Origin of the sequence: Halobacteriovorax sp. RT-2-4, from assembly GCF_047085445.1 — a bacterium.
In the GTDB taxonomy this organism is placed as follows: Bacteria; Bdellovibrionota; Bacteriovoracia; order Bacteriovoracales; family Bacteriovoracaceae; genus Halobacteriovorax_A.
This window is the reverse complement of the sequence record NZ_JBKIXY010000002.1, coordinates 951,354-973,791: the sequence shown is the minus strand read 5'-3', so window position 1 is coordinate 973,791 and position 22,438 is coordinate 951,354. Positions and strand designations below refer to the sequence as shown.

The window sequence follows — 22,438 nt, the reverse complement described above, 5'->3', positions numbered from 1 at the left end:
GGATGGTGTAGATACACCGGGAGAAAGTAATGAAACAAACAAAACTGTCAATGAACAAAAAAACGATTCTGAGTTTTCTTGGTATCTTTGCAATGTTTGGAATTGGATTAGCTATCTCAATTTATTCTTACTATGGACTCGTTGAAAGCTTAAAGAATACTGTTCAAAATGACTTGAAAATGAAAGATTCGATGAGAACTTTTGCAGCAAATCTTGGAGAACAAATTTCACACGAGAAAGAGTTTATAATTTCACAAGATCCAGCTGGAGTTAAGCGTTTTCTTGAGCTAGCTAAAATAAACGAAGAAACTTTTACCAATATGAAAAAAATAGATGTTGATTATTCTAATGAAATCATTTGGGATGAGCTTTATAACGAGTTTAAAGAACACTCTAAGAATTTTGGTAATACTCGCAGTACTTTAAAGATTGAAGGTGACTCAAAGAGTGGTCTTAGAGGTGAGCTTAGAAGTTACGCTCATGATATTGAAAAAAAGATTAAGAAATACGATTTAAATCCAAGTTTCATGATTTCTCTACTTAATCTTCGTCGCCACGAGAAAGATTTCCTTTTAAGAAGAACAAAGAGTTATGTAGATAAAGCGAAATCAGAAGGTGAGAAAATTAAGAAGGAGCTAATTGCTCGAAAGTATAAACAATATGTTTATAGTGATGTGAGTAAGTCTGTTAATGACTACATTCGTACATTTGATAAATTATATTCAAATCAACTACTTTTAGAGAAATATAGTGCTACCGCAGTAAAAGGGACAAAGAATATTTTCGAAATTATCCAAAAAAATATTGAGTTAATTGATAGAAAAACTAAAGAAAGAATTGAAGAAAGTACTGTATTAGAGGATAAAATTAGCTTTTTTATTCCAATTCTTTTTGCTGTGATTGCAGCCTTTGCATATGGATTTCAGTATAACTTCTCAAAATCAATTAAGAAAATTATTGTACTTAGTGAGAGACTACGTGACTCGTCACAAGTTACTGAAAAGTCTTCAACTAATATGAGTATGGCATCAGCAAAAGTTTCTTCTTCAGTAACTCAACAAGCAAGTGCTATTCAAGAGACCGTTGCTACTCTTAATGAGATTACGGCCATGGTTAACAAAAGTGTTGAGAATGCAAAAGTTTCAAGCCAAAAGGCTGATGAATCACAACGTGTTGCTCTAGAAGGTAAGAAGGCCGTTAATGATATGGTTGAAGCTATTGGACAAATTAACGGTAATAACGAAGATATTATGAAAGAGATGAATCGTAATAATGAAGAGATTGTAAAGATCGTCGATGTTATTAATGAGATCTCTGAAAAAACAAAAGTAATCAACGATATCGTATTCCAGACAAAGCTATTATCTTTTAACGCTTCTGTAGAGGCAGCTCGAGCAGGCGAGCATGGGAAAGGTTTTGCTGTTGTCGCTGAAGAAGTTGGAAATCTTGCTCAGATGAGTGGTAACGCTGCTCTTGAAATTGAAGAACTACTTGGTGGCTCAATTAAGAAAGTACAATCAATTGTTGATGAAACACAAGTGAACGTTAAAAGACTTATTTCAGAAGCTCAAACAAGTATTACTAAAGGTGTTGATGTTTCTGAAAATTGTGGAAAAATTCTAGATAGTGTTGTTGATAATGTTGATGCCGTTACAAAAATGATGACGGAGATTTCAACAGCATCTCAAGAGCAAGCTGAGGGGATCAATAATATCTCAGATGCGATGAATGAACTTGATGAAGTAACTCATACTAACTCAAGTATTGCACAGGAAACTTCTGGTTTTGCAGAAAGCTTGTCTGAACAAACTTCAATTCTAAATGGAATTGTTGAAGAGTTAGAAAGTGAAGTATTAGGAAAAATTCAAAATTTATCGGCAGATAGAGATAGACTTGTAGACTCAATTTCAAGCGCGCCAGTAGAAACTTATTCTGCACCAGAGCACAAAGTGGTTGAAGATTTTCCTGTCTTCGACTCGACTCCAGCACCACAAGTTGTTAAGGATAAGCCAGCAAAGTTCGTTGCAAAGAGTGCACCAGTCGTCGAGGATATGGGGTTTGATGACCCTGTTTTAGAAGTAGACTCTGATGAGTATCCAAGCGAAGACGACGCAAGATTTGATAAAGCAGTATAAGATCAATAAGGAAATTGGGAAGAGATTGAATGAGTAATCTTGCTAGAAGTTATATTGAAATAGCGCAAATGATGTCACAAGAGACAGGGACTCACTTTACATCACAAAATGATGCAATGGTGAAATCTCGCATTGACAAAAGAATTGTAGAGCTTCGTTTAAATAATGCTGAAGAATATCTCTCTCTTATTAAGACTCCTGGTAGTCAAGAGAAGAGTGAGCTAGTTTCACTACTAACGACACACTACACATTCTTTATGCGTGAAAAGAATCAATTCGAATTCATTGTAAAATCTCTTCCTAAGATAGTTGAGCGCATCAAAAATAGTGGCCGAAATAGCCTTAAAATCTGGTGTGCAGCCTGTAGCAAAGGTGATGAAGTATATAGCCTTGCAATGATTTTAAAAAAGCATTTAAGAGAAATAGATCCAAGTTTTAAATTTGAAATTTTGGCCACAGACATTTGCGAAAAATCAGTGAAGCATGCACAAAAAGGTGTTTATTACTGGAAAGAGCTACAAAAAGTTCCTAAAGAGTACTTGGAAGGAAATTGGTATCGCGGTAGTGGTGATATTGCTCCCTTTGTAAAAGTAAGTGATGAGCTTAAAAAATTTTGCAAATTTAAGGTTCATAATTTAATAGATGAAAATAGTGCGGAGTATCGCGATAAGTATGACATTATTCTATGTCGAAATGTCTTTATTTATTTCAATGAAAACCAAATCGATAAAGTTATAAAGAAATTTTCTAATTGTGTGACAAATAAGGGATATCTTTTTATTGGTATCTCTGAAACACTTAGGAAGCACGAGGGATTCCAAAGTCTTGGGCAGTCAATTTATTTCAAAACAAATCATGAAACAAAAAGAAGTGTTCGAGTTAGGCAAGAGCAAGTTAAAAAAATTCTAATTGTAGATGATTCTAGTACGGTTAGGAAGCTAATTAGAAAGTGTCTAACAGGTGTTCCTGGCTACGAAGTTGTTGGTGAAGCAGTTGATGGTGCAGATGGTTTAGAGAAAATTAAAGAGCTTAAACCAAATGTTATTACTCTTGATATCAATATGCCAAAAATGAGTGGTCATGATGTTTTAAAGAACCTTCCAAAAGATCAGTCGCTTCAGGCAATTATGATTAGTTCTGTAAGTAAGAGTGATGGGGATATCGTTATGCGCTGTCTAGAAGATGGTGCCTTTGATTATCTTAAAAAGCCTTCATTTGATGATATCTTTAAGTTTAAAAAGGCTCTTTTAGAAAAAATTGATCTTGCTTATAGCAGTATTGTTAAATCTAAAAGTCAAAAGTTAACTAGCTGGGTAGGAACTAATAATTTTGATTTCTCAGGTAGTCAGTTGATCACAATTGGTGCTTCAACTGGGGGAACTGAGGCGATCAAGCAGTTGCTTATGCGTTTCCCTAAGGAATTTCCACCTGTCTTAATTGTACAGCATATTCCACCAGTCTTTTCTACGGCATTTGCAAATCGTTTAAATGAGCTTTGTCCATTTGACGTTGTTGAGGCTACTGATGGTGAAGAAGTTAAAAATAACACCGTCTACATCGCTCCTGGTGGAATTCATATGGGAGTTGTTGGTAAAAGTAAATTAATGATCAAGTTAGATAGTGAAACACCGATATATTCTGGACACCGTCCGAGCGTTGATTATTTGTTCGAAAACTTAGCTAAGCTAAAAGGACATAAAGTTACAGCTGCTCTTTTAACCGGAATGGGAGCTGACGGTGCGAAAGGTTTACTAAAATTGAAAGAGTGCGATACTTTTACAATTACACAAGACGAGGAAACTTCAGTTGTATATGGAATGCCTAAGAAAGCATTTGATTTAGGTGCTTCTTGTATTTCCTTACCACTGGATAAAATTACTGAGCAAATTCTGACAAGGGTTGCGAAGAATTAAAATAGAATTTTGGGGAGAGATTGAGGGGTTATGAAAGGACAATGGACAATTAAGAAACAACTTATTGCACTATCAGCTACTATGCTTGCCATACAGCTAGTTATTGCATTTGTGGGATATCAATCATTAACATCAGTGAAGTCACATCTTTATACAGTATTTTCTAAGAGACTTCCTAGTATTAACAGTCTAGTGCAAGCCGACCGTGACTTTCAGCAGATGTTGGTTGCGGAAAGAACGCTACTTCTAGAGGGACTAACTGAAAAACAGAAGAAAGCATTAGCAGATGACTACTTTACTAATAAGCAGCAAGTTGTTGATCGCTTCAAAAAGTATACTGTTCTAGGTGATTCACCTAAGGAAATTGAAATTTCGAAAAAATTTAACGAGGGACTAGAAGCATTTGAAAGAACTGCAGCAGAAAAGTTTCCTCTTAATAAAGATGGTGAGTTTAAGAGATTTAATAAGTCACAATTGATTTCTAATTCTCTTGGGCCAGTTAACTCTAAATTTGAGAATGCAAGAGATAGTTTAGATCAATTACAAGAGCTTATTTTAGGAATGGGAGATGCTGAATTTAAGGACGCAGATGAGACTTATTCTAATTCGATCTTCTTAATGTCTATTATCTCAGTTATTAGCTTATTCGGCTCTGTTGGTATTTGTATTTTTATGGCAAGAAGAATCGATGGACGTATCAATAATATCGTTGAGTCAATTTCTCATGAGGGACAAAATTTAGAGAAAGTATCTAATACTTTTAAAAATAAGTCAGTTGCACTTAGCTCTATTTCTGAGCAACTTTCAGCAGCAGCAACAGAGACGTCGAGCTCTTTACATGAGATTTCTCAAATGATTAAGAGCAATACTGATGGATCTAATAATGTAGCTTCTCTGATTCAAAAAAGTCAGGAGCTTGTTACTGATGGTGTAAAGTCTCTAGGAGATTTAGGACGTGGTGTTAAGGATGTTGATAGTAGTACGACTGCACTAGCAAATACTGTTGAAAAGAGTAATAGCGAATTAAATGAAATTATCTCTGTATTTGAAGAAATTAACGCTAAAACACAAGTGATTAACGATATTGTCTTTCAAACAAAGCTACTTTCTTTCAATGCGTCTGTTGAAGCAGCAAGAGCAGGAGAGAACGGTAAAGGTTTTTCTGTTGTAGCAGAAGAAGTAGGGAATCTTGCTAAAATGAGTGGTGACTCTGCTGATGAAATTTCTAAACTACTTGTTAATAGCTTAAAAAGAGTAACTGAGATTGTTGATGATTCAAGTAAGCATGTAAATGAATCATTAAATATGAGTCGAGACAAAATTAACAAAAGTGTTGAGATTAGTAATCAATGTCAGGAAGTATTTACTCAAGTACTAAGAAATTTTGATGAGGTTTCAGCTAACTCTAATGAAGTGGCAAATGCTTCAAAAGAGCAGTTAATTGGGGTCGAAGAAGTTAGTAGAGCAATGCAGGAAATTTCAAGTTCTGCAAGTTTAACAAATCAGTCGGCACATGATCTTAAGGCTGCATCGACAGAATTAAGCCAAGCTGTTATCCACATTGGTGAAGATATTACTGATTTAAGAGGATTAATTGTTGCTCAAATCAGGTCAGCAGCAAGAGCAGTTAATAATGTTGTAAACTTTCATAAAAAATCAGAAAATTCTGAGACAAAGAAAGCTGCATAATAACTGTCATTCATATCAAATAAAATAAAGGGCACTTTCACAGTGCCCTTTTTTTTTACTATATTTTATCTAGGTTTTATGAACTCCCTAATTTATAATTCTTTTAAAGAAGGGATGTTTATATGTTGTTTTTTAGAAAGTATATCTTAGCATTTACTGGTTTATTCTTGTGCTTATTTCTTATTGTTCATCTCGGTGGAAACTTAATTTTACTATTGCCTAAATTTCACGCTCAATCTCTTTATAATTTGTATTCACATACACTGGCAGAAAATCTTCTTATCAAAGTCGTCTCAATTTTTCTCTATTTGGCTATTTTGATTCATACATATATGGCGGTACGAGTAACGATAAAAAATTCACGCTCACAAGGAGTCGATTACGCCTTTAAAGATAATAGTGAAGTGACGACTTGGACTTCCCAAAATATGGGGCTTCTTGGATTCATCATATTAATATTTATTGTTGTTCACATGGGAAATTTTTGGGCTCGAGTGAAGTTAGGCTTTGGACAGAGCATTCCGATAGATTCTAGTGGCCATAAAGATATCTATTTAATTACAACTCAATTATTTAAGAATCCATTCTATGTTATTTTTTATTCTCTACTTATGATTCCTCTTGGCGCCCATATAAATCATGGCCTATCGAGTGCGTTCAAAACACTAGGATTCTATCGATTAAAGCACATACAAGTTCTAGATAAGTGTAGTCGATTTTTTTCATTAATTATCACTTTCGGCTTCGCAATTATTCCTATTGTTATTTTTATTAGGGAGAAACTGTAATGTTAGATGCAAAAATTCCTAATGGAGAATTAAAATCAAAATGGTCTACTTATCAAGCAGAAAGTAAGTTACTTAATCCTGCAAATCGAAAGAAAGTTTCAATTATTGTTGTTGGATCTGGTCTTGCAGGTGCTGGTGCGGCAGCTACGCTTGGTGAGCTTGGCTACAATGTAGATTGCTTTTGTTATCAAGATTCTGCACGTCGTGCTCACTCTGTTGCTGCCCAAGGTGGAGTTAATGCAGCTAAAAATTATCAGCATGATGGTGATAGTGTTTGGCGAATGTTTTATGATACTTTAAAAGGTGGTGATTTTCGCTCACGTGAAGCAAATGTATATCGTCTTGCAGAGCTTTCGGCTCCTCTTATTGATCATTTTACACAGCAAGGTGTTCCATTTGCTAGAGAATACGGTGGTGTACTAACTAATCGAAGCTTTGGAGGTGTACAAGTTCAACGCACTTTCTATGCAAGAGGACAGACTGGTCAGCAACTACTTCTTGCTGCTTATTCTCAACTTTCAAAAATGGTAAAGCAAGGTAATGTTAAGATGCATCCTCGTACTGAAATGCTTGATCTCGTTATTATCGATGGAAAAGCAAAGGGTGTTATCACACGTAATTTAGAAACTGGTGAACTAAAGAAATTCATGGCAAATGCTGTCGTATTAGCAACTGGTGGTTATTCTCGCGTTTTCAGATTATCTACTTTGGCAATTGGTTGTAATGGTTCTGCCATTTGGGCGGCCCATAAGAAAGGTGCTTTTTTTGCAGCACCTAGCTTTACACAGATTCACCCAACTGCACTTCCTCAATCGAGCGAATTACAGTCAAAACTTACTCTTATGTCTGAGTCATTGAGAAATGATGGGAGAATTTGGGTTCCTAAGAAAGCTGGAGATAGTCGAAAGGCCAATGAGATCCCTGAGGAGGATAGAGACTATTATCTTGAGAGAAAATATCCTAGTTTTGGAAACTTGGCCCCTCGTGATATTTCTTCTCGTTCAGCAAAAGAGCAAATCGATTCAGGTCATGGTGTCGGTGTACTTAAGAATGCTGTCTATTTAGATTTTAAACATGCAATTGAAAGGTTGGGAATTGAGGTGATAAAAGACCGCTATGGGAACCTTTTTCAAATGTATGAAAAGATAACAGGAATTAATGCTTATCAAGAACCAATGATGATTTCACCTGCTGCCCACTTCTCAATGGGAGGGCTTTGGGTTGATTATGAATTGATGACAACGGTACCGGGCCTTTATGCAATAGGTGAATGTAATTATTCAGATCATGGTGCTAATCGCTTAGGTGCAAATTCTCTTTTACAGGCAAGTATTGATGGTTATTTCATTTTACCAAATACAATTAATAACTATCTTGCCGATGAAATGAAATATGACCAACCAGATATATCTCATGACGAATTTTCTAAATGTCTTGAAGAAGTTGAAGCACGTATAAAGATGCTTCTTAAAATCGATGGTTTGAAAACAGTTGATCATTACCATCGAGAACTCGGTAAAATTATGTGGCAAGAGTGTGCTATGAGTCGCAATAAGGCCGGTCTTGAAAAAGCAATTTCTGAAATAAAAGAATTAAAATCTGAATTTTGGAAAAATGTTAAAGTTACTGGTTCTAATAATGAGTTAAATCCCGAATTAGAAAAGGCGCTTCGTTTAGCTGACTTTATTGAGCTAGGTGAACTTATGTGTCTTGATGCTCTTCAAAGAGAAGAGTCGTGTGGTGCTCACTTTCGAGAAGAGTACCAGAGTACTGAAGGTGAAGCAGTTCGTAATGATGATGAGTACAGTTATGTGTCTGCTTGGGAGTACTCTAGCGGTGAGTATCAATTACATCGCGAAGAACTCAATTTTGAATATATTAAACCAACAATCAGATCATACAAGTAGGTAGCAATGAGAGTAACTTTTAAGATTTGGCGACAAGATAATTCAACAGTTGATGGTCAATTTGTCGAATACGAACTTGAAAATATTAGTAGAGATATGTCCTTTCTCGAAGCACTTGATATGCTTAATGAAAGTCTCGTTTTAAAAGGCGAGAAGGTCATTGCTTATGATTATGATTGTCGAGAAGGCATATGTGGCCAATGTGGTGTTTTTATCAATGGAAGAGCTCATGGGCCACATGCTAATACAACAACATGTCAGCTTCATATGAGAAGCTTTAGTGATAATCAAGTAATAACTGTCGAGCCTTGGCGTGCGAAATCATTCCCAATAATTAAAGATCTTGTTGTTGACAGAAGTGCTCTAGATCGAATTGTTGAGAGTGGAGGGTATATAACAGCTAAGACAGGAACAGCTCCTGAGGCTAACTCAATACTTATTGGAAAAGAGGTTGCTGATTTATCAATGGATTCTGCTGCATGTATCGGGTGTGGTGCATGTATTGCAACTTGTAAAAATGCTTCGGCAGCTTTATTTACGTCTGCAAAATTGACCCACTTAAATCTTTTACCGCAAGGAAAAGTTGAAGAAGGAAGAAGAACTTTGTCCATGACAAAACAGATGGAGTTAGAGGATTTTGGTCATTGCTCATTTACTGGGGCATGTGAGATAGAATGTCCTGAAGGGATTTCTATTTCTAATATTGCCAGAATGAATTTCAGTTTATTAAAAGCAAAGCTTTTAAAATAATCCCAGAAACTTCCACCATGCTCCTCCTATAATCAACCATATCAGAATGTTTACAATTGATATGAGAAATCCCATTTTCCACCAGTCTGATAAATCAACATAACCTGAACCAAAGAATACTGGGGCCGGCCCTGAGCCATAGTGAGTTAATGAACCAAAGAGGTTTGAAAAAAAGCCAAGAGTGATGGCCATGAGATATGGTGGGACTCCAACCTGTACGCCCACTCCTATGAATACTGCTGCCATTGCTGTTACATGTGCTGTAGCAGATGCAAAGAAGTAATGAGAGTAAAAATAGATGCCTGCTAGAATTGGAAATGCAATTGTCCATGCAAGAGTTGAGACTTCGTTTGCAACATACTTACTAAACCATGGGACAAAGCCAAACTTATTTAAAAAATCTGCCATCATAACTAGAACGCCAAACCATATAAGTGTGTCCCATGCTCCTTTTTCTGACTTAATATCATCCCACGTTAAAACACCTGTAATAAGAAGAATAGATAGTCCTCCAAAAGCAGTTGTTGTAGCGTTTATATTTAAGGTACTTCCAAAAATCCAAAAGACGATAAGAAAGATGAAAGTTGCAATCATTGTCCACTCTTGTACTTTCATCTTACCCATTTCTTCAAGTTTCATTTTGGCAATTTCTTGTGCACCAGGTGTTTCTTTAATTGAAGGAGGGTAAACTTTATAGATGACATAAGGGACAGCGATTAAAGATATTATGCCGGGTAAAATAGCAGCCAACGCCCATCCTCCCCATGTGATTTTAACGCCATTATCTGCAGCAAATTGTTGTATTAATGGATTGGCCGCCATTGAAGTAATAAACATTGCTGAAGTAACCATACATACTTGAAAGCAGCTCAAGGTAAGAAAGTGACCAATCTTTCTATTTGTTGGATCGTTAGGTTTTGAGTCATAGCTGAGGCTTAAAGACTTCATAATAGGAAAAATAATACCTCCACCGCGTGCGGTGTTTGAGGGAGTTGCTGGAGCGAGAATGAGATCACTTATTGCAAGTCCATAAGCAAGTCCAAGTGTTCTTCTTCCAAGTAAGAAGACAAAGTAATAAGCGATACGTGCGCCAAGTCCTGTTTTTACGAACCCATTTGCAATGAAGAAGGCGATAACAATTAGCCATATTGTACTATTAGAAAATCCAGATAAGGCTTCAGCTTTAATTTTCAATGTTTGAGTAAAAAGACTTATAGCAAGTCCTACCATACACATTGAGCCCATTGGCATTGCCTTAATAATAATACCTAAGATGGTGCTTAAAAAGATAGCAAAGAGATACCACGCTTTAGGCTCTAATCCATCTGGGATTTGTTGATGCCAAATAAATACTCCTAACGCAAGAACACAGATAAGTCTGATTAATCGAACTTCAGATTTCATATTATTTATCCCTTTTAAATAAATTGATTTTAATATTGTTGAAGGAGAAGTTGCAATTTAAGAAAAAATTTAAGAAGATGCGTACATGGAAATTACATCATATCATGCACACTTATATTACGATGAATCAACTTACGAGAAGGCCCTAGAGGTTATCGAGCAGGTTAAGAAATTAAGTTATGTTGAAGTAGGAAGAGCACATCAAAAAGAAGTAGGGCCTCACCCTCGCTGGAGTTGTCAGTTCTTATTTTCTCCAGAAAAGTTAAATGACATGATTCCTTGGTTACTTGAAAATAGAAGTGGGCTTACCGTTTTTACTCATGCAAATACTGGAGATGATTATCTAGATCATACTCAAAATACACTATGGATGGGTGAGATCTTAGATCTGAAACTATCTATGTTTAAACCAATAAAATAAGATTGTTTTTGAAATTCAATTTATCGAAATTTCGATTAATTTTATCGTTAGTGTCAAAGATTAATAGAACACACACAAGTATTTCCCCTAAATAGGATATAATTGTTTAGCATTTAAACCATCGCAAGGGGGAGAGAATGACCGATGTACTGTTGGGAGAGGTCGATGGCCTCGTGGAAGAACATCAAAAAGTGAGTAGGGCCTTTAAGGAATTAATTGTCCTGTCTCAAGAAGTCGATAGAGTTTGTAAAAACCATATCGATGTGCCAAAGGATATCACCAACTTTCTGATTAAATTCTGGGTAACTCTCGAGGCCCTTACTCAAAAAGAGGAAAAATATATCTTTCCTTCATTAATAAAAGACATTGATAGACGAGCTTATGAAAAGGCGAATGAAGCATTGAGAACTCACTCTAAATTAAAGAGTGAACTGAAAGTTCTGGTGGATTATGTTTTACAATACAAAGTTAATGAGAATTCATGTGAGCTTTGGAAAGAGCTTGTTAATCGTACTACCGAAGTTGTTACAACACTTGAGGAGCATTTAAATTACGAAGGTGAGATATTTGCACAGATGATAAATTCTTACCAAATTTATGATGGGCATAGTGTTGATATAGTTTCTCCATCAGATTTAAAGCTTAAAATTAGCTAAATAGTAGAAGTTGATTTAGGTCATAAAACAACAAAGCTGATGTAGATCATATTGCGCCATGCGTAGGTTGCTATACTTATTTGAAGTATAGATATTACTGCAGGGGTAAAATAAGTGAGTAAAGTTTCAAATTTTAAAGATCAGGTGGCCAAGCTTGTTTCTTTTCATCAACAAATTCGTACAGAGTTTAAAAGTCTAATTATTTTATCTCAGGCTGTAGGAGAATCATCAAAAGGTAAGCATGGGGCCCCAAGCGGTATCTCTGAATTTCTTTTGAGATTTTGGATTACACTTGAAGCGGATATGCAAAATGAAGAGCGATATATTTTTCCTTTAATACTTAGGGAAAATTGTAGCGATGCATATGAGTATATTAAAGAAATGACTAATGAGCATTTGGAACAAGAAGAAGAACTTAGAGGTCTAATTCAAATGGTGCAAAATTATGAACTACAAGAAGAGAGTTGCCCAGAATGGGAGAATCTTTATCTAAAAGTAAGACAGGCCGTTGATAATCTATGCCGACATATGAACTATGAAAATGAAGTTATGTATTCATTTGTTTCGCAATATGAAAATAGAAATGGAGCTGCAGTTTAAAAAAGTACAACACCAAATTCTTGAAGGATCAATTTCACTGTCGGTGAAATTGATTTCTTTGATGGCATAACGGCCCAAATCGGAATCGACTGATCCGTGTACTCACTAAGCAAAGGCAATAACGTCTTATTTCTAATATGATCTAAAACATAAACACCAGGTAGTTTACAAATACCAAGACCTTGAAGAGCTGCGTTCATTTGTGCTCGTCCATTGGAGCTCTTAAAATTTCCTCTTACTTTAATACTTTCTTTTTGATCTTCATTATAGAATTGCCAGGTATCATTATTTCCAATGAGACAATTGTGAGAGCTAAGGTCTTTTGGTTTTTTGGGATGTCCAAACTTATTTAGATAATTTGGTGATGCGCAGACAAATTCTTTACGATCAGCAATTTGAATAGCAAAACCTTTCTTTGGCTTTTTAGCTGTTACACGAATAGCAAGATCAAACTCATGAGAAGTTATATCAATTAGCTCAGTAGAGAACTCAAGTTCTGCTTCGATTCCCGGATGTTTCATCATGATATTTGAAATCATTGGAGCAATGATATCTTCTCCATATGCTCCGGCCAAAGAGATTCTTATTTTATCTTTAGTGGATTCATAGCTCTCTTTAGATTGTTTAGTAAATCTTTCTATTTCTTGGATATGAATTGCACATATTTCAAAGTAGTTTTTACCGAAGTCTGTGAAGTCAATGAAGCGCGTATTTCTTTTTAGTAGTGGTTGCCCAAGTTTGTCTTCTAGCTCCTTCACTGCTTTACTTAAATGTGAACGAGAGACATTAAGGGCATCTGCTGCTTTCGTAAATGATCGAAATTGTGCAACTTTTATAAAACTATAAATGTGACTTAAATCCTTTATTGTTTCCATGTGTAAACAATGTGTCGAATGATGTCACAATTGTCAACAATTTGGTTTCAATATATAATGATGCATCAAGATAAAAGAATATTTTTCTGGAGGTATATATGAAAGTAAAAGCTGCTGTTGCTTGGGGCCCAAATGAGCCACTTAAAATTGAAGAAGTTGATTTAGAAGGACCAAAGAAGGGAGAGGTTCTTGTAAAAATGCATGCTACAGGTGTTTGTCATACTGATGCATTCACTCTTTCTGGAGCAGATCCAGAAGGTCTATTTCCTGTAATTCTTGGTCACGAAGGTGGTGGAGTTGTTGTTGAAGTAGGTGAAGGTGTAACTAGTGTTGAAGTTGGTGATCACGTTATTCCTCTGTACACTGCTGAGTGTGGTGTTTGTAAAATGTGTAAATCAGGAAAAACAAATCTTTGTTCTTCTGTTCGTGAGACACAAGGTAGAGGTCTTATGCCAGATGGAACAAGCCGTTTTTCTAAAGATGGAAAAATGATTCATCACTATATGGGAACTTCTACTTTTGCTGAATACACAGTTGTTGCTGAAGTATCTCTTGCAAAAGTTAGTAAAGAAGCTCCTCTAGATAAAATCTGCCTTCTTGGTTGTGGTGTAACAACTGGAATCGGTGCAGTTTTCAATACTGCTAAAGTTGAAGAAGGTGCAACAATTGCAGTATTCGGACTTGGTGGAATTGGTCTATCGGTACTACAAGGTGCAAAGATGGCAAAAGCTGGAAGAATTATTGCTATTGATATTAATGATGATAAGAAAGAAATGGCAATGAAGTTTGGTGCAACTGACTTTGTTAACCCTAAAAATTATGACAAGCCAATTCAAGACGTTATTGTTGAACTTACTGACGGTGGTGTTGATTACTCGTTTGAGTGTGTTGGTAACGTTAATTTAATGAGAGCAGCTCTAGAGTGTTGTCACAAAGGTTGGGGGGAATCAATTATTATTGGTGTCGCAGGTGCAGGTCAAGAAATCAGTACTCGTCCATTCCAACTAGTAACTGGACGTGTTTGGCGTGGTAGTGCTTTTGGTGGTGTAAAGGGGAGAACAGAACTTCCAGGTTATGTTGATCGTTATATGTCAGGCGAAATTAATCTTGATGATCTTGTAACTTTCAAATTACCATTAGAAAAAATCAATGAAGCTTTCGATCTAATGCACGAAGGTAAGGCAATTAGAACTGTTATTGATTTTAATGCTGAAGGTTAATTCATGAGCTTTGAAAAATTAAAAAGTCATAAATCATTTGAAGGGGAGACAGCATTCTGTCTCCACTCATCAAAAGTTACAAAGACAGATATGAAGTTTTCATACTTCAAGCCTAATACTGATAAAATTGAAAATATAATCATTTGGTTATCTGGCCTTACATGTACGGAAGAGAATTTCATAACAAAAGCAGGTGCTCAATTTCACCTTGCTAAGACAAATACAATGATCGTTTGTCCTGATACTTCTCCAAGAGGACTTGAGCTTCCTGGTGAGCATGATAGTTATGATTTTGGTTCAGGTGCTGGATTTTACTTAAATGCGACTACAGATGGTTATAAAGACCATTATAAGATGTATGATTATATCGTTAAAGAGTTTGTTCCATTACTAAAGGATGCCTTTGGAAATGCAAAGCTTTCGATTACTGGTCACTCAATGGGTGGGCACGGAGCACTTGTTATCGGCTTAAATAATCCAGAATTATTTCATGCTATCTCTGCGTTCTCTCCAATCGTAAATCCAACGCAAGTACCTTGGGGGCAAAAAGCCTTTACTGGGTATTTAGGTAATGATGAGAATTTATGGAAGCAGTACGATGCTTGTGAGTTGATCAAGAGTGGCAGGACTCATGCAAAGAAAATATTGATTGAGCAAGGACTTGCTGATGAATTCTTTGAAGAACAATTAAAGACAAAGAATTTTGAAGATATTTGTGCAGAGTTTAATCAAGAGCTAACGGTAAATTATCGCCAAGGATATGATCATAGCTACTATTTCATCGCCTCATTTATCGAGGATCATCTCAAACACTTAATTTCTTAATTTATAATTAAAGACAAGGGCCTCACGGGCCCTTTTTTATTTACTTTAGTTATGAATTTGATGGAATTGTCGATATAATTATTGCCATGGAAAAAATGAAACTCACATTTTATGGCGCTACATCAACGGTAACTGGATCAAAAACTTTTCTACATATAAATGGTAAGAATATTCTTGTCGATAGTGGAATGTTTCAGGGAGGAAAAGATTTAAGTGATTTAAATCAAAAACTTCCAGATTTTGATATTTCAAAAATTGATGCAATCTTTCTTACTCACGCTCACTATGACCACTCTGGCTACTTACCTGTATTAGTTAAGAATGGCTTTAAGGGTAAAATATATTGTACTGAAGTAACAAAGAAGATTGTCGAAATAATCTTAAGAGATTCTGCAAATATTCAAGAGTACGATTTTAAAGAAAGGAAAATTAAAGAAGTTCTCTATGGCCTTGATGATGTAGATGAAACAATGACATATTTTAAAGTTGTAGAACAAGGTCAATGGTACGGAGACGACTTTCGTTATATTTTTGAAGAAGCAGGTCATATTTTAGGTGCTTCTAGTATTATCTTTGATAATGGAGAGTCCAAAATCTGTTTTTCAGGAGACGTTGGCCGTAAGGATGATCTTATTCACATGGCACCTCATAAAGAAACAGAATCAGACTATCTTGTGATTGAATCAACTTATGGAGATCGCCTTCATAAGAAAGAAGATACTCAATTAGTACTTAAAAAACATATTAAGAGAATAATATCTACTCAAGGTGTACTTCTTATTCCTGCTTTTGCGGTTGCACGAACTCAAGTTATTATCTACTCACTATTTGAACTTTTCGAGAAGTATCCGGATATAGATATTCCAATTTATCTGGATACTCCAATGGGAGTTCGTGTAACAAGGCTATATATGCAAATGGCCGAAAAGTTAAAAGTTGATTCTGAGCGATTTATCGCTGCAATGAAAAAAGTACGATTTGTTGAATATAGTAGTGATACAAAGAAACTAGCTCGCGCTAAGAAGCCATTTATTCTAATAAGTTCCTCAGGAATGATAAGTGGTGGGAAGATTCTTAAGTATATGGATATGTACGCAAAACATGAGAATAATACAGTTCTAATAACTGGCTTTCAAGGTGAGGGGACGATCGGTCGAAAGTTAGTTGATAATGAAAAAGAAATCTATCTTCTTGGGCATACGATGAATGTCAGGGCCCATGTCGAAAAATTAGAGTCAATGTCGGCCCATGCTGATCGTGATGAATTGATTGATTATATTAAAAAATCAGGTTCAAACTTAAAAAAGGTTTTCGTTAATCACGGAGAAGAGCCAGTCGTCATTAACTTTGTAAAGACGATAAAAGAGAGCTTGGGTGTAGAGGCGATCAATGTTGAAGATGGCATTGATTATATTTTGGGGGAATAATGAAAATTGTTGTTACTGGTGGACCAGGTGGTGGAAAAACTACTGCACTTGATCTTTTCAAAAGAGAACTTGTGGAAGATATCGTGATTGTTCCTGAAGCTGCTACTTCTGTTTTTCAAAGTGGTGTTGCTAGAGATAAGAGACCTGAAGTTGTAAAAGATATTCAAAAAATGATTTATGATTATCAAGTGAACTTAGAGTCGATTTATGAAAAACAGAACCCTGGTAAAATACTTCTGTGTGACCGTGGAACATTAGATGGAATGGCGTATTGGCCGGATGAGTGTGGTTCTTTTTTTGATAAAATTAATTCCACTTATGACCATGAGTTGAATCGTTATGATGCAGTCATATTTTTTGAAACGGGAGCAAGCTCTGGGGGAGATATTACGAGTAATAATATCTACCGAAGTGAGACAAATAGACAGGCAATTGAATTAGATCGTAAGTTAAAAGAGATATGGTCAGTTCATCCTAATTTCTACTTTGTTGATAGTAAAAAATCATTTATGGATAAAATTATCAGTGGTGTAGAAATCTTAAAAACAGTAGTTAAATAATGAAAAGCAGCAAGAAGAGTAAGAAAACAAAAAAGCTTAAATATATTATTCAAAAAGTTAATAAGACTTTTGAAGAATTTGATAAGAAAAAATTTAAGAGAAGTTTAGAAGCTGCTGGAGTTTCTGAAAAAGCAAGCCAAGAGATTGTTAAAGAAATTGCTGAAGAACTTGATCCATTTTCAACTTCAACTGCAATTCATCAAAAGACCTACCGTGCCCTGAAGAGAAGATCTAAACTCGATGCTGCAAATTATAATATTAAGAGGGCCATCTATAAATTAGGCCCAACTGGATATCCATTTGAAATTCTTTGTGCTGAAATGTTAAGGGCCAAGGGGTATAAAACTCAAGTTTCAGTAGTTAAGAAAGGAAAATTTGTTAAGCATGAAGTTGATGTCGTTGCTTCAAGGGCCGATGGAGACATATACTGTGAGTGTAAGTTTCATAACCGAAAGTATTATAAAAATGATGTGAAAATACCTCTTTATGTTTATGCTCGTTATCTCGATATTAAAGAAGCTAATCCACACTTAAATTTTCAATATGCTTTAATTTCAAATACACAGTTTTCAGAAGATGCAATCAAGTACGCCAAGGGTGTCAACTTAATGTTATTTTCGATGAATTATCCAAAAAAGAATACATTCTGTGATTTGATTCAACGCTATCGAATCTATCCAATTACAGTTTTATCGACTCTAAGAGCGAGAGAGAAAAAGAAGCTTCTTGATAAAGGTATTGTGGTTATCAAGCATGTTAATAGAGCTTGCTTAAAAGCACTTGATCTTAGCGATAGTGAAGTTCGAAAAGTTTTAAATGAAATAAAAGTCTTGATGAGCAAGAGCTAACTACCTTATTTATGTTAGTTAACGGATGGGTTTGGACGTGATTTCAGTGTGTTACCTTAAGTAATTATTACAGCAAAACCCATATTTTCTAATTATCGTTCATAAAAATGGCATAATCTTGCTATGCGTAATTTTGGAGGAAGATAATTATGAAAAGAGTAATGTCTACAGTTCTGTCGTCTCTTTTATTGGCCACTTCGGTAACTGCCACAGCTGGTGATTTTGAGAATTATGTTAAAACCCTAAAGTATAGCAAGCTTGATTCAAAGCTTGGTGGCAATATTAAAGAGGTTGTTACTCGCAATAAGCTTCCGCTTACACGTCCTGAATTTTGTCCATTAAATAATACGCGCTCTTATGAAGAAGCATTAAGTAGTTTAAAGGCCATTGTAACAGTTTTCAAAGATGACTGCTTTGATGGTAATGAATCATTAATCGAACAAGTCCTTAACAGTTCAAATGAACTTGAAGAGGAATTAAATAAGTTAAAAGAAGAGCAGGGAAAAGAAACAGTTGATGTTATTCCTTCTGCAGATGAAGTAGATATTAATGGTATTCCTTTAATGCAGGTTATGAATGGAGTAAACACGCTCTTTTCAAATAATAAGTGTTCAAGTCTTGATAGAACTCCATTTCTTCAGCGCTCGGCAGATGTTATCCAAACATTTTCGCAATTTGGTTTATACTCACCATCTGGTGTAACAGTTGCCTACGGTGGATTAGCTGTTGCTTCAATTTTACGATTTATTAACAATATTTTTAATGACCGTTTTCAATTTGAAAATGAAGAAGATATCAATACTTTTGTAAAGCTTAACTGTGCATACTACGACGTAAGAAACCAAGTAAAGGCCCTTGAGGTTTTCGATATTGATACGGACAGACATTATACTGATAAAGAGATATCTAAAGCATTAGTTGCGCAGGTAAAGAAAGAGTTAGAATCTCTTACGAAGGCAAAAGAAAGTGTCGAAGCTGAGTTTGAGAAAATTAAAGAAGCTGAAGTTGCAAAAGTTGATGCTGATGTTGAAAAACTAATAGTCGGTCTTTATGAGAAAATGAAAACACCTCTTTCTGATAAGCCTGGTAAATCTGCAACATACCAACAAGCTGAGATCCTAGGAGAATTAGCTTACTCAAAACCGTTGCTAGAAGAGTACTTAAATGAATATATTGCAGAATCACAAGGAGCGGATCGTTTCTTAAATATGCTTTTCAAACAAAAACTAAGCAAACTTGATAATGCAATGGAGCTTATGGAGATGAGTGTTAAGGATTTTAATCAGCTATTCCTTGCAGATATGGCCAGCTCATTCAATAGAGTTCTAAATAATATTCAAGCTAAGAGAAAGAAGGCCCGTGACAACTTTGATGACACATATTTAATCTCACTAGGTGAAGAGAGTATCTCTGTAAAAGAATATAAAGAGCTTCTTAAAAGTGATGATCTAAAAAAGAGAGAGAAGGCGATTGCCGATGCTTATGGTGCTATTTCTGAAGTTGATAATCGCCTAGCTGCCATTATTGCAAAGAAAGAGTATTCTTCTGTAGATTCAAAAGATGGTGATTTAAGAGAAATTATTAAGTCTCTTGATATCGTTCGTAACCATGTTTATGGAAAGTATGGACGCGAGTTCTTAGATAAAATGAGAAGCCTTTCTGAAGAGCAAAATAAAAACTTTAATCAAAAGTATAAAGATCTTGAAAAGAATTATGAGATCACTAAGTCTGGTAATTCAGCAAAACTTGGCGAAGATGCTCAACTTAACGCATGTGTTGATGTTCAAACGACAAGAGAGATTTGGGTATATGCTCAAAAACTTTCAGAGCTAGGTTATGATTTCATCGCAACTAATAATGATATCTTTGGTGATGCAGACAATGCTGATAGAAAGAGAATTAAATCTCATAATGATTCAGCGATCCTTGCTCGTCGTATTATCACAGCAAGAAATTATCTAAAGAAGATCGCAATGCAAAGAGAGCTTGGACGTGAAGATGTTGAAGTTGAAGGTCAGAAGTATTCTCTTGCAGAAGCCGAAGGTGTTGTTCGTAATATTGAATTTTATGGAAAAAAGCTTTCGCTAGAAGAAGCACAAGATTACCTTGATAATAAATTTGGTCAAAAAGGTTTACGAGGCGATCGTCTTGGACAGATTATGATGGAAATCATCAATAATCGAGATAAAACGGTTGGACTTCAAAAATTCTATAAAGTTAATAAGTGCTCAAATCTTTCAACAATTTCTAGATAATTAAAAGCCAGCTTAAAGCTGGCTTTTTTAATGTGTATTTTATTTATGTTCTCTTGTTTAAGTGTTCACGCATGCTATAAGTCACAAGTATTTTTAAAACTTAAATCAGGATATAATTGATGAAATCAATGATCATAGCTCTAATTTCACTAGTATCACTAAATGTTATGGCAAAGACTGTAACAAAGAATCTAACTAATGAAGAAACTCAAGTTGCAGTTAAACTTGCTAATCAATATAATGTTGAGCTTCAAGTAAGTGGACCTTGTACTAAAGTTGAATTTAATATTATCGATAGTATTAAAGGATACAATCCGGCCGTATGGAGCCTAAATGCAGGTCATATGACTTACCTTTTAGAAGATAGTGAAGCGACTAGCTTAGTGTATCTTTTTGATCGTGTCGAAGTTCCTTCGGTAATGATCAACTCATTTACGCAAGTTTCAAAAGCGACAATTACTGGTTCATCTTGTGGGTTTAATCCATACAAGTGGACTATTTCATTTGATGATTTAGACTAGAAGCCTGTTTTTAAGTTGGCGAGACTTGGCCAACTTCGGCTTATAAACAGGATGTTTTGTATGCAACCATGAGCAGGAGCGATTGGTTGCCCTGCCTTCGTTGGCATACGTCGCATCCTGCTCCTAAACTCGAATCAAATTCAAATTCTATACCCAAGCAACAATAATAAAAAAGCCCAGGATAAACCTGGGCTTTTTTATTATGGTGGCCCGGGCGAGACTTGAACTCGCACAGTATTGCTACCGGCGGATTTTGAATCCGCTGTGTCTACCATTCCACCACCGGGCCATTGAGAATAGATTAAGTCTATTCATTTCATAGAAATCAGTCAATTGTTAATAATTATCAATAAATATGACGCGCAGTTTATTCTTTTTTGTATTCAAACTTATAAACTATTTCTATTAATGAGGACATATATGGAAGTGCAGTCTTTGACCTATCTCTTTATTGTTACAGTTATTCTCTTTCTACTTTTTACGAAGAAAGTAATGACTAATTCTACTTGGACAGCAACCATGACTCCTTTGGCTTCCATTATTGGCAGTGGCTTTCTTATTTCAGCACCACTTTTAAATGAGTTAAGCGGTGTCTATGCTCCTGTCTTAATGGCCGTTCTCTGCCTTGCCTCGTTTGGAATAGGGGAAGTCATTCGCTGGAATATTAATGATGTCGAGCCAGTACTATTAACGAGTGATCTTAATAATCATATTCACGATAAAGTTAGATTTAATGAAAGAATAAGTGAGTGGGTACTGGCGTTTGCTTATATTTTATCTATTACTTACTACCTCTATTTATTTTCATCATTCTTTCTAAGGATGACTGGTGATCATAGCGCTGTTGTTGAAAAAGGTGTTGTTACTGTTGTTATCATGGCCATCGCATTCTTTGGACACCAGCATGGGTTATCATCACTAGAAAAACTGGAGAGTGTTTCTGTTAATGTAAAGCTTTCTATTATTGTGACATTTTTGATGGGACTCGTTGCTTATCAATTCGGTAGTCATCCGATTGAGTCAAAAGATATTGGTAACTTTAACTATCATTCTCTAGCTGTAAGTCTAGGACTTCTCATTATGGTGCAAGGATTTGAAACAAGTCGATACCTTTCTGAGAAGTATAATCGAGAATTGAGAGTAAAAAGCATGAGGTACGCTCAATTGCTTAGTAGTGCAATATATATGCTACTTATTGCCTTATTTATTCCTGTTTTTAAGTCACACCCTTTAAGCGGAGTGATTTCAGAAACATCTGTCATTGATATTGGTCAATTTGTATTTGTACTAGCTCCTACATTCTTATTTGCAGCTGCAATGGCAAGTCAGTTAAGTGCTGCCATTGCGGATATGGGAGGAGGTGGAGGTCTTTTTGCAGAGATCTCAAGTGGAAAGATTAAATCGAAAAATGCATACCTTTTCATAGCCTGTATCGGAACAATTCTTGTCTGGCTATTCGATATTTTCAAAATCATTTCTTTTGCTTCAAAGGCCTTTGCTCTTTATTACCTATTCCAATGTATAAGTAGCTGTTTAATTAACTACCGATTGAATAAGAAAAAATTTACTTTCTCAATATTGATGGCCGTCCTTTGCCTTGTTATTGTTATTCTTGGTCAACCATTCGAGTAAACTTCATTTTAC

Annotated in this window: 19 protein-coding genes and 1 tRNA gene; 17 read left to right on the top strand and 3 right to left on the bottom strand. The window is 35.5% G+C overall.

Annotated features, from left to right (window positions below; translation table 11 throughout):
* Nucleotides 1–29: 29 nt before the first annotated feature.
* The 6 genes from ACMAYL_RS15175 to ACMAYL_RS15150 all read left to right on the top strand — a co-directional run bounded on the left by ACMAYL_RS15175 (nt 30) and on the right by ACMAYL_RS15150 (nt 9,182).
* Complete coding sequence (locus tag ACMAYL_RS15175) at nt 30–2,135, top strand: methyl-accepting chemotaxis protein (protein WP_412471308.1); 2,106 nt, start codon at nt 30–32, stop codon at nt 2,133–2,135.
* Between the two features lie 29 nt (nt 2,136–2,164).
* Nucleotides 2,165–4,048, top strand: a complete 1,884-nt coding sequence (gene cheB, locus ACMAYL_RS15170) for a chemotaxis-specific protein-glutamate methyltransferase CheB (RefSeq protein ID WP_103217677.1) — start codon at nt 2,165–2,167, stop codon at nt 4,046–4,048.
* A 30-nt stretch (nt 4,049–4,078) separates the two neighbouring features.
* Complete coding sequence (locus tag ACMAYL_RS15165; RefSeq protein ID WP_412471307.1) at nt 4,079–5,737, top strand: methyl-accepting chemotaxis protein; 1,659 nt, start codon at nt 4,079–4,081, stop codon at nt 5,735–5,737.
* A 122-nt stretch (nt 5,738–5,859) separates the two neighbouring features.
* The gene (locus ACMAYL_RS15160) at nt 5,860–6,525 is read left to right on the top strand and encodes a succinate dehydrogenase cytochrome b subunit (RefSeq protein WP_103217679.1); all 666 of its coding nucleotides are present in this window, start codon (nt 5,860–5,862) and stop codon (nt 6,523–6,525) included.
* Complete coding sequence (locus tag ACMAYL_RS15155; RefSeq protein ID WP_412470384.1) at nt 6,525–8,432, top strand: fumarate reductase/succinate dehydrogenase flavoprotein subunit; 1,908 nt, start codon at nt 6,525–6,527, stop codon at nt 8,430–8,432. Before ACMAYL_RS15160 ends, ACMAYL_RS15155 begins: the two co-directional genes overlap by 1 nt.
* 6 nt (nt 8,433–8,438) lie before the next feature.
* Entirely contained in the window at nt 8,439–9,182 is a 744-nt protein-coding gene (locus tag ACMAYL_RS15150; protein ID WP_412471306.1) for a succinate dehydrogenase/fumarate reductase iron-sulfur subunit, read from the top strand.
* Here the strand turns inward: ACMAYL_RS15150 and ACMAYL_RS15145 are convergent.
* The gene (locus ACMAYL_RS15145; protein ID WP_103217682.1) at nt 9,174–10,586 is read right to left on the bottom strand and encodes an anion permease; all 1,413 of its coding nucleotides are present in this window, start codon (nt 10,584–10,586) and stop codon (nt 9,174–9,176) included. The two genes, ACMAYL_RS15150 and ACMAYL_RS15145, sit on opposite strands and share 9 nt — an antisense overlap.
* Before the next feature lie 85 nt (nt 10,587–10,671).
* On the opposite strand from ACMAYL_RS15145, the gene ACMAYL_RS15140 reads away from it, so the two are divergent.
* From ACMAYL_RS15140 to ACMAYL_RS15130, 3 genes are all read left to right on the top strand, one after another.
* Nucleotides 10,672–11,007: a DOPA 4,5-dioxygenase family protein gene (locus ACMAYL_RS15140; RefSeq protein ID WP_103217683.1), complete on the top strand. Its 336-nt coding sequence runs from the start codon at nt 10,672–10,674 to the stop codon at nt 11,005–11,007.
* A 137-nt stretch (nt 11,008–11,144) separates the two neighbouring features.
* Complete coding sequence (locus tag ACMAYL_RS15135; protein ID WP_412471305.1) at nt 11,145–11,663, top strand: hemerythrin domain-containing protein; 519 nt, start codon at nt 11,145–11,147, stop codon at nt 11,661–11,663.
* A gap of 114 nt (nt 11,664–11,777) precedes the next feature.
* Nucleotides 11,778–12,263, top strand: coding sequence for a hemerythrin domain-containing protein (locus tag ACMAYL_RS15130; protein WP_103217685.1), 486 nt, complete (start codon nt 11,778–11,780; stop codon nt 12,261–12,263).
* Here ACMAYL_RS15130 and ACMAYL_RS15125 read toward each other — a convergent pair.
* Complete coding sequence (locus ACMAYL_RS15125; RefSeq protein WP_412463443.1) at nt 12,260–13,138, bottom strand: LysR family transcriptional regulator; 879 nt, start codon at nt 13,136–13,138, stop codon at nt 12,260–12,262. The genes ACMAYL_RS15130 and ACMAYL_RS15125 overlap by 4 nt on opposite strands.
* A 98-nt stretch (nt 13,139–13,236) precedes the next feature.
* Between ACMAYL_RS15125 and ACMAYL_RS15120 the strand changes: the two genes are divergently transcribed.
* From ACMAYL_RS15120 to ACMAYL_RS15090, 7 genes are all read left to right on the top strand, one after another.
* On the top strand, nt 13,237–14,358 hold the full coding sequence (locus tag ACMAYL_RS15120) for an S-(hydroxymethyl)glutathione dehydrogenase/class III alcohol dehydrogenase (RefSeq protein ID WP_103217687.1): 1,122 nt from the start codon (nt 13,237–13,239) through the stop codon (nt 14,356–14,358).
* A 3-nt stretch (nt 14,359–14,361) separates the two neighbouring features.
* Nucleotides 14,362–15,183 (top strand): S-formylglutathione hydrolase, encoded by an 822-nt coding sequence (gene fghA, locus ACMAYL_RS15115; RefSeq protein WP_412471304.1) that lies wholly within the window; start codon nt 14,362–14,364, stop codon nt 15,181–15,183.
* An 86-nt stretch (nt 15,184–15,269) separates the two neighbouring features.
* A complete protein-coding gene (locus ACMAYL_RS15110; protein ID WP_412471303.1) occupies nt 15,270–16,610 on the top strand; it encodes an MBL fold metallo-hydrolase in 1,341 nt (446 codons plus the stop codon).
* A complete protein-coding gene (locus ACMAYL_RS15105) occupies nt 16,610–17,170 on the top strand; it encodes an AAA family ATPase (RefSeq protein ID WP_412471302.1) in 561 nt (186 codons plus the stop codon). Before ACMAYL_RS15110 ends, ACMAYL_RS15105 begins: the two co-directional genes overlap by 1 nt.
* Nucleotides 17,170–18,018, top strand: a complete 849-nt coding sequence (locus ACMAYL_RS15100) for a restriction endonuclease (RefSeq protein WP_412471301.1) — start codon at nt 17,170–17,172, stop codon at nt 18,016–18,018. The genes ACMAYL_RS15105 and ACMAYL_RS15100 overlap by 1 nt, the downstream gene beginning before the upstream one ends.
* Before the next feature lie 149 nt (nt 18,019–18,167).
* Nucleotides 18,168–20,273 (top strand): hypothetical protein, encoded by a 2,106-nt coding sequence (locus ACMAYL_RS15095; RefSeq protein WP_103217692.1) that lies wholly within the window; start codon nt 18,168–18,170, stop codon nt 20,271–20,273.
* A 119-nt stretch (nt 20,274–20,392) separates the two neighbouring features.
* Nucleotides 20,393–20,794 (top strand): hypothetical protein, encoded by a 402-nt coding sequence (locus ACMAYL_RS15090; RefSeq protein WP_412471300.1) that lies wholly within the window; start codon nt 20,393–20,395, stop codon nt 20,792–20,794.
* 203 nt (nt 20,795–20,997) lie between these two features.
* On the opposite strand, the gene ACMAYL_RS15085 is transcribed toward ACMAYL_RS15090, so the two are convergent.
* Nucleotides 20,998–21,083: transfer RNA gene (locus ACMAYL_RS15085), tRNA-Leu, on the bottom strand.
* 131 nt (nt 21,084–21,214) lie between these two features.
* On the opposite strand from ACMAYL_RS15085, the gene ACMAYL_RS15080 reads away from it, so the two are divergent.
* On the top strand, nt 21,215–22,426 hold the full coding sequence (locus ACMAYL_RS15080) for a hypothetical protein (protein ID WP_412471299.1): 1,212 nt from the start codon (nt 21,215–21,217) through the stop codon (nt 22,424–22,426).
* Nucleotides 22,427–22,438: the final 12 nt, after the last annotated feature.

Bases quoted from the DNA above. Each gene is read 5' to 3' on its own strand.
- ACMAYL_RS15090 (WP_412471300.1), top strand. From the start codon at position 20,393: ATGAAATCAATGATCATAGCTCTAATTTCACTAGTATCACTAAATGTT.
- ACMAYL_RS15150 (WP_412471306.1), top strand. From the start codon at position 8,439: ATGAGAGTAACTTTTAAGATTTGGCGACAAGATAATTCAACAGTTGAT.
- ACMAYL_RS15105 (WP_412471302.1), top strand. From the start codon at position 16,610: ATGAAAATTGTTGTTACTGGTGGACCAGGTGGTGGAAAAACTACTGCA.
- ACMAYL_RS15135 (WP_412471305.1), top strand. From the start codon at position 11,145: ATGACCGATGTACTGTTGGGAGAGGTCGATGGCCTCGTGGAAGAACAT.
- ACMAYL_RS15175 (WP_412471308.1), top strand. From the start codon at position 30: ATGAAACAAACAAAACTGTCAATGAACAAAAAAACGATTCTGAGTTTT.
- fghA (WP_412471304.1), top strand. From the start codon at position 14,362: ATGAGCTTTGAAAAATTAAAAAGTCATAAATCATTTGAAGGGGAGACA.
- ACMAYL_RS15080 (WP_412471299.1), top strand. From the start codon at position 21,215: ATGGAAGTGCAGTCTTTGACCTATCTCTTTATTGTTACAGTTATTCTC.
- ACMAYL_RS15110 (WP_412471303.1), top strand. From the start codon at position 15,270: ATGGAAAAAATGAAACTCACATTTTATGGCGCTACATCAACGGTAACT.
- cheB (WP_103217677.1), top strand. From the start codon at position 2,165: ATGAGTAATCTTGCTAGAAGTTATATTGAAATAGCGCAAATGATGTCA.
- ACMAYL_RS15160 (WP_103217679.1), top strand. From the start codon at position 5,860: ATGTTGTTTTTTAGAAAGTATATCTTAGCATTTACTGGTTTATTCTTG.
- ACMAYL_RS15140 (WP_103217683.1), top strand. From the start codon at position 10,672: ATGGAAATTACATCATATCATGCACACTTATATTACGATGAATCAACT.
- ACMAYL_RS15165 (WP_412471307.1), top strand. From the start codon at position 4,079: ATGAAAGGACAATGGACAATTAAGAAACAACTTATTGCACTATCAGCT.
- ACMAYL_RS15095 (WP_103217692.1), top strand. From the start codon at position 18,168: ATGAAAAGAGTAATGTCTACAGTTCTGTCGTCTCTTTTATTGGCCACT.
- ACMAYL_RS15155 (WP_412470384.1), top strand. From the start codon at position 6,525: ATGTTAGATGCAAAAATTCCTAATGGAGAATTAAAATCAAAATGGTCT.
- ACMAYL_RS15100 (WP_412471301.1), top strand. From the start codon at position 17,170: ATGAAAAGCAGCAAGAAGAGTAAGAAAACAAAAAAGCTTAAATATATT.
- ACMAYL_RS15125 (WP_412463443.1), bottom strand. From the start codon at position 13,138: ATGGAAACAATAAAGGATTTAAGTCACATTTATAGTTTTATAAAAGTT.
- ACMAYL_RS15145 (WP_103217682.1), bottom strand. From the start codon at position 10,586: ATGAAATCTGAAGTTCGATTAATCAGACTTATCTGTGTTCTTGCGTTA.
- ACMAYL_RS15120 (WP_103217687.1), top strand. From the start codon at position 13,237: ATGAAAGTAAAAGCTGCTGTTGCTTGGGGCCCAAATGAGCCACTTAAA.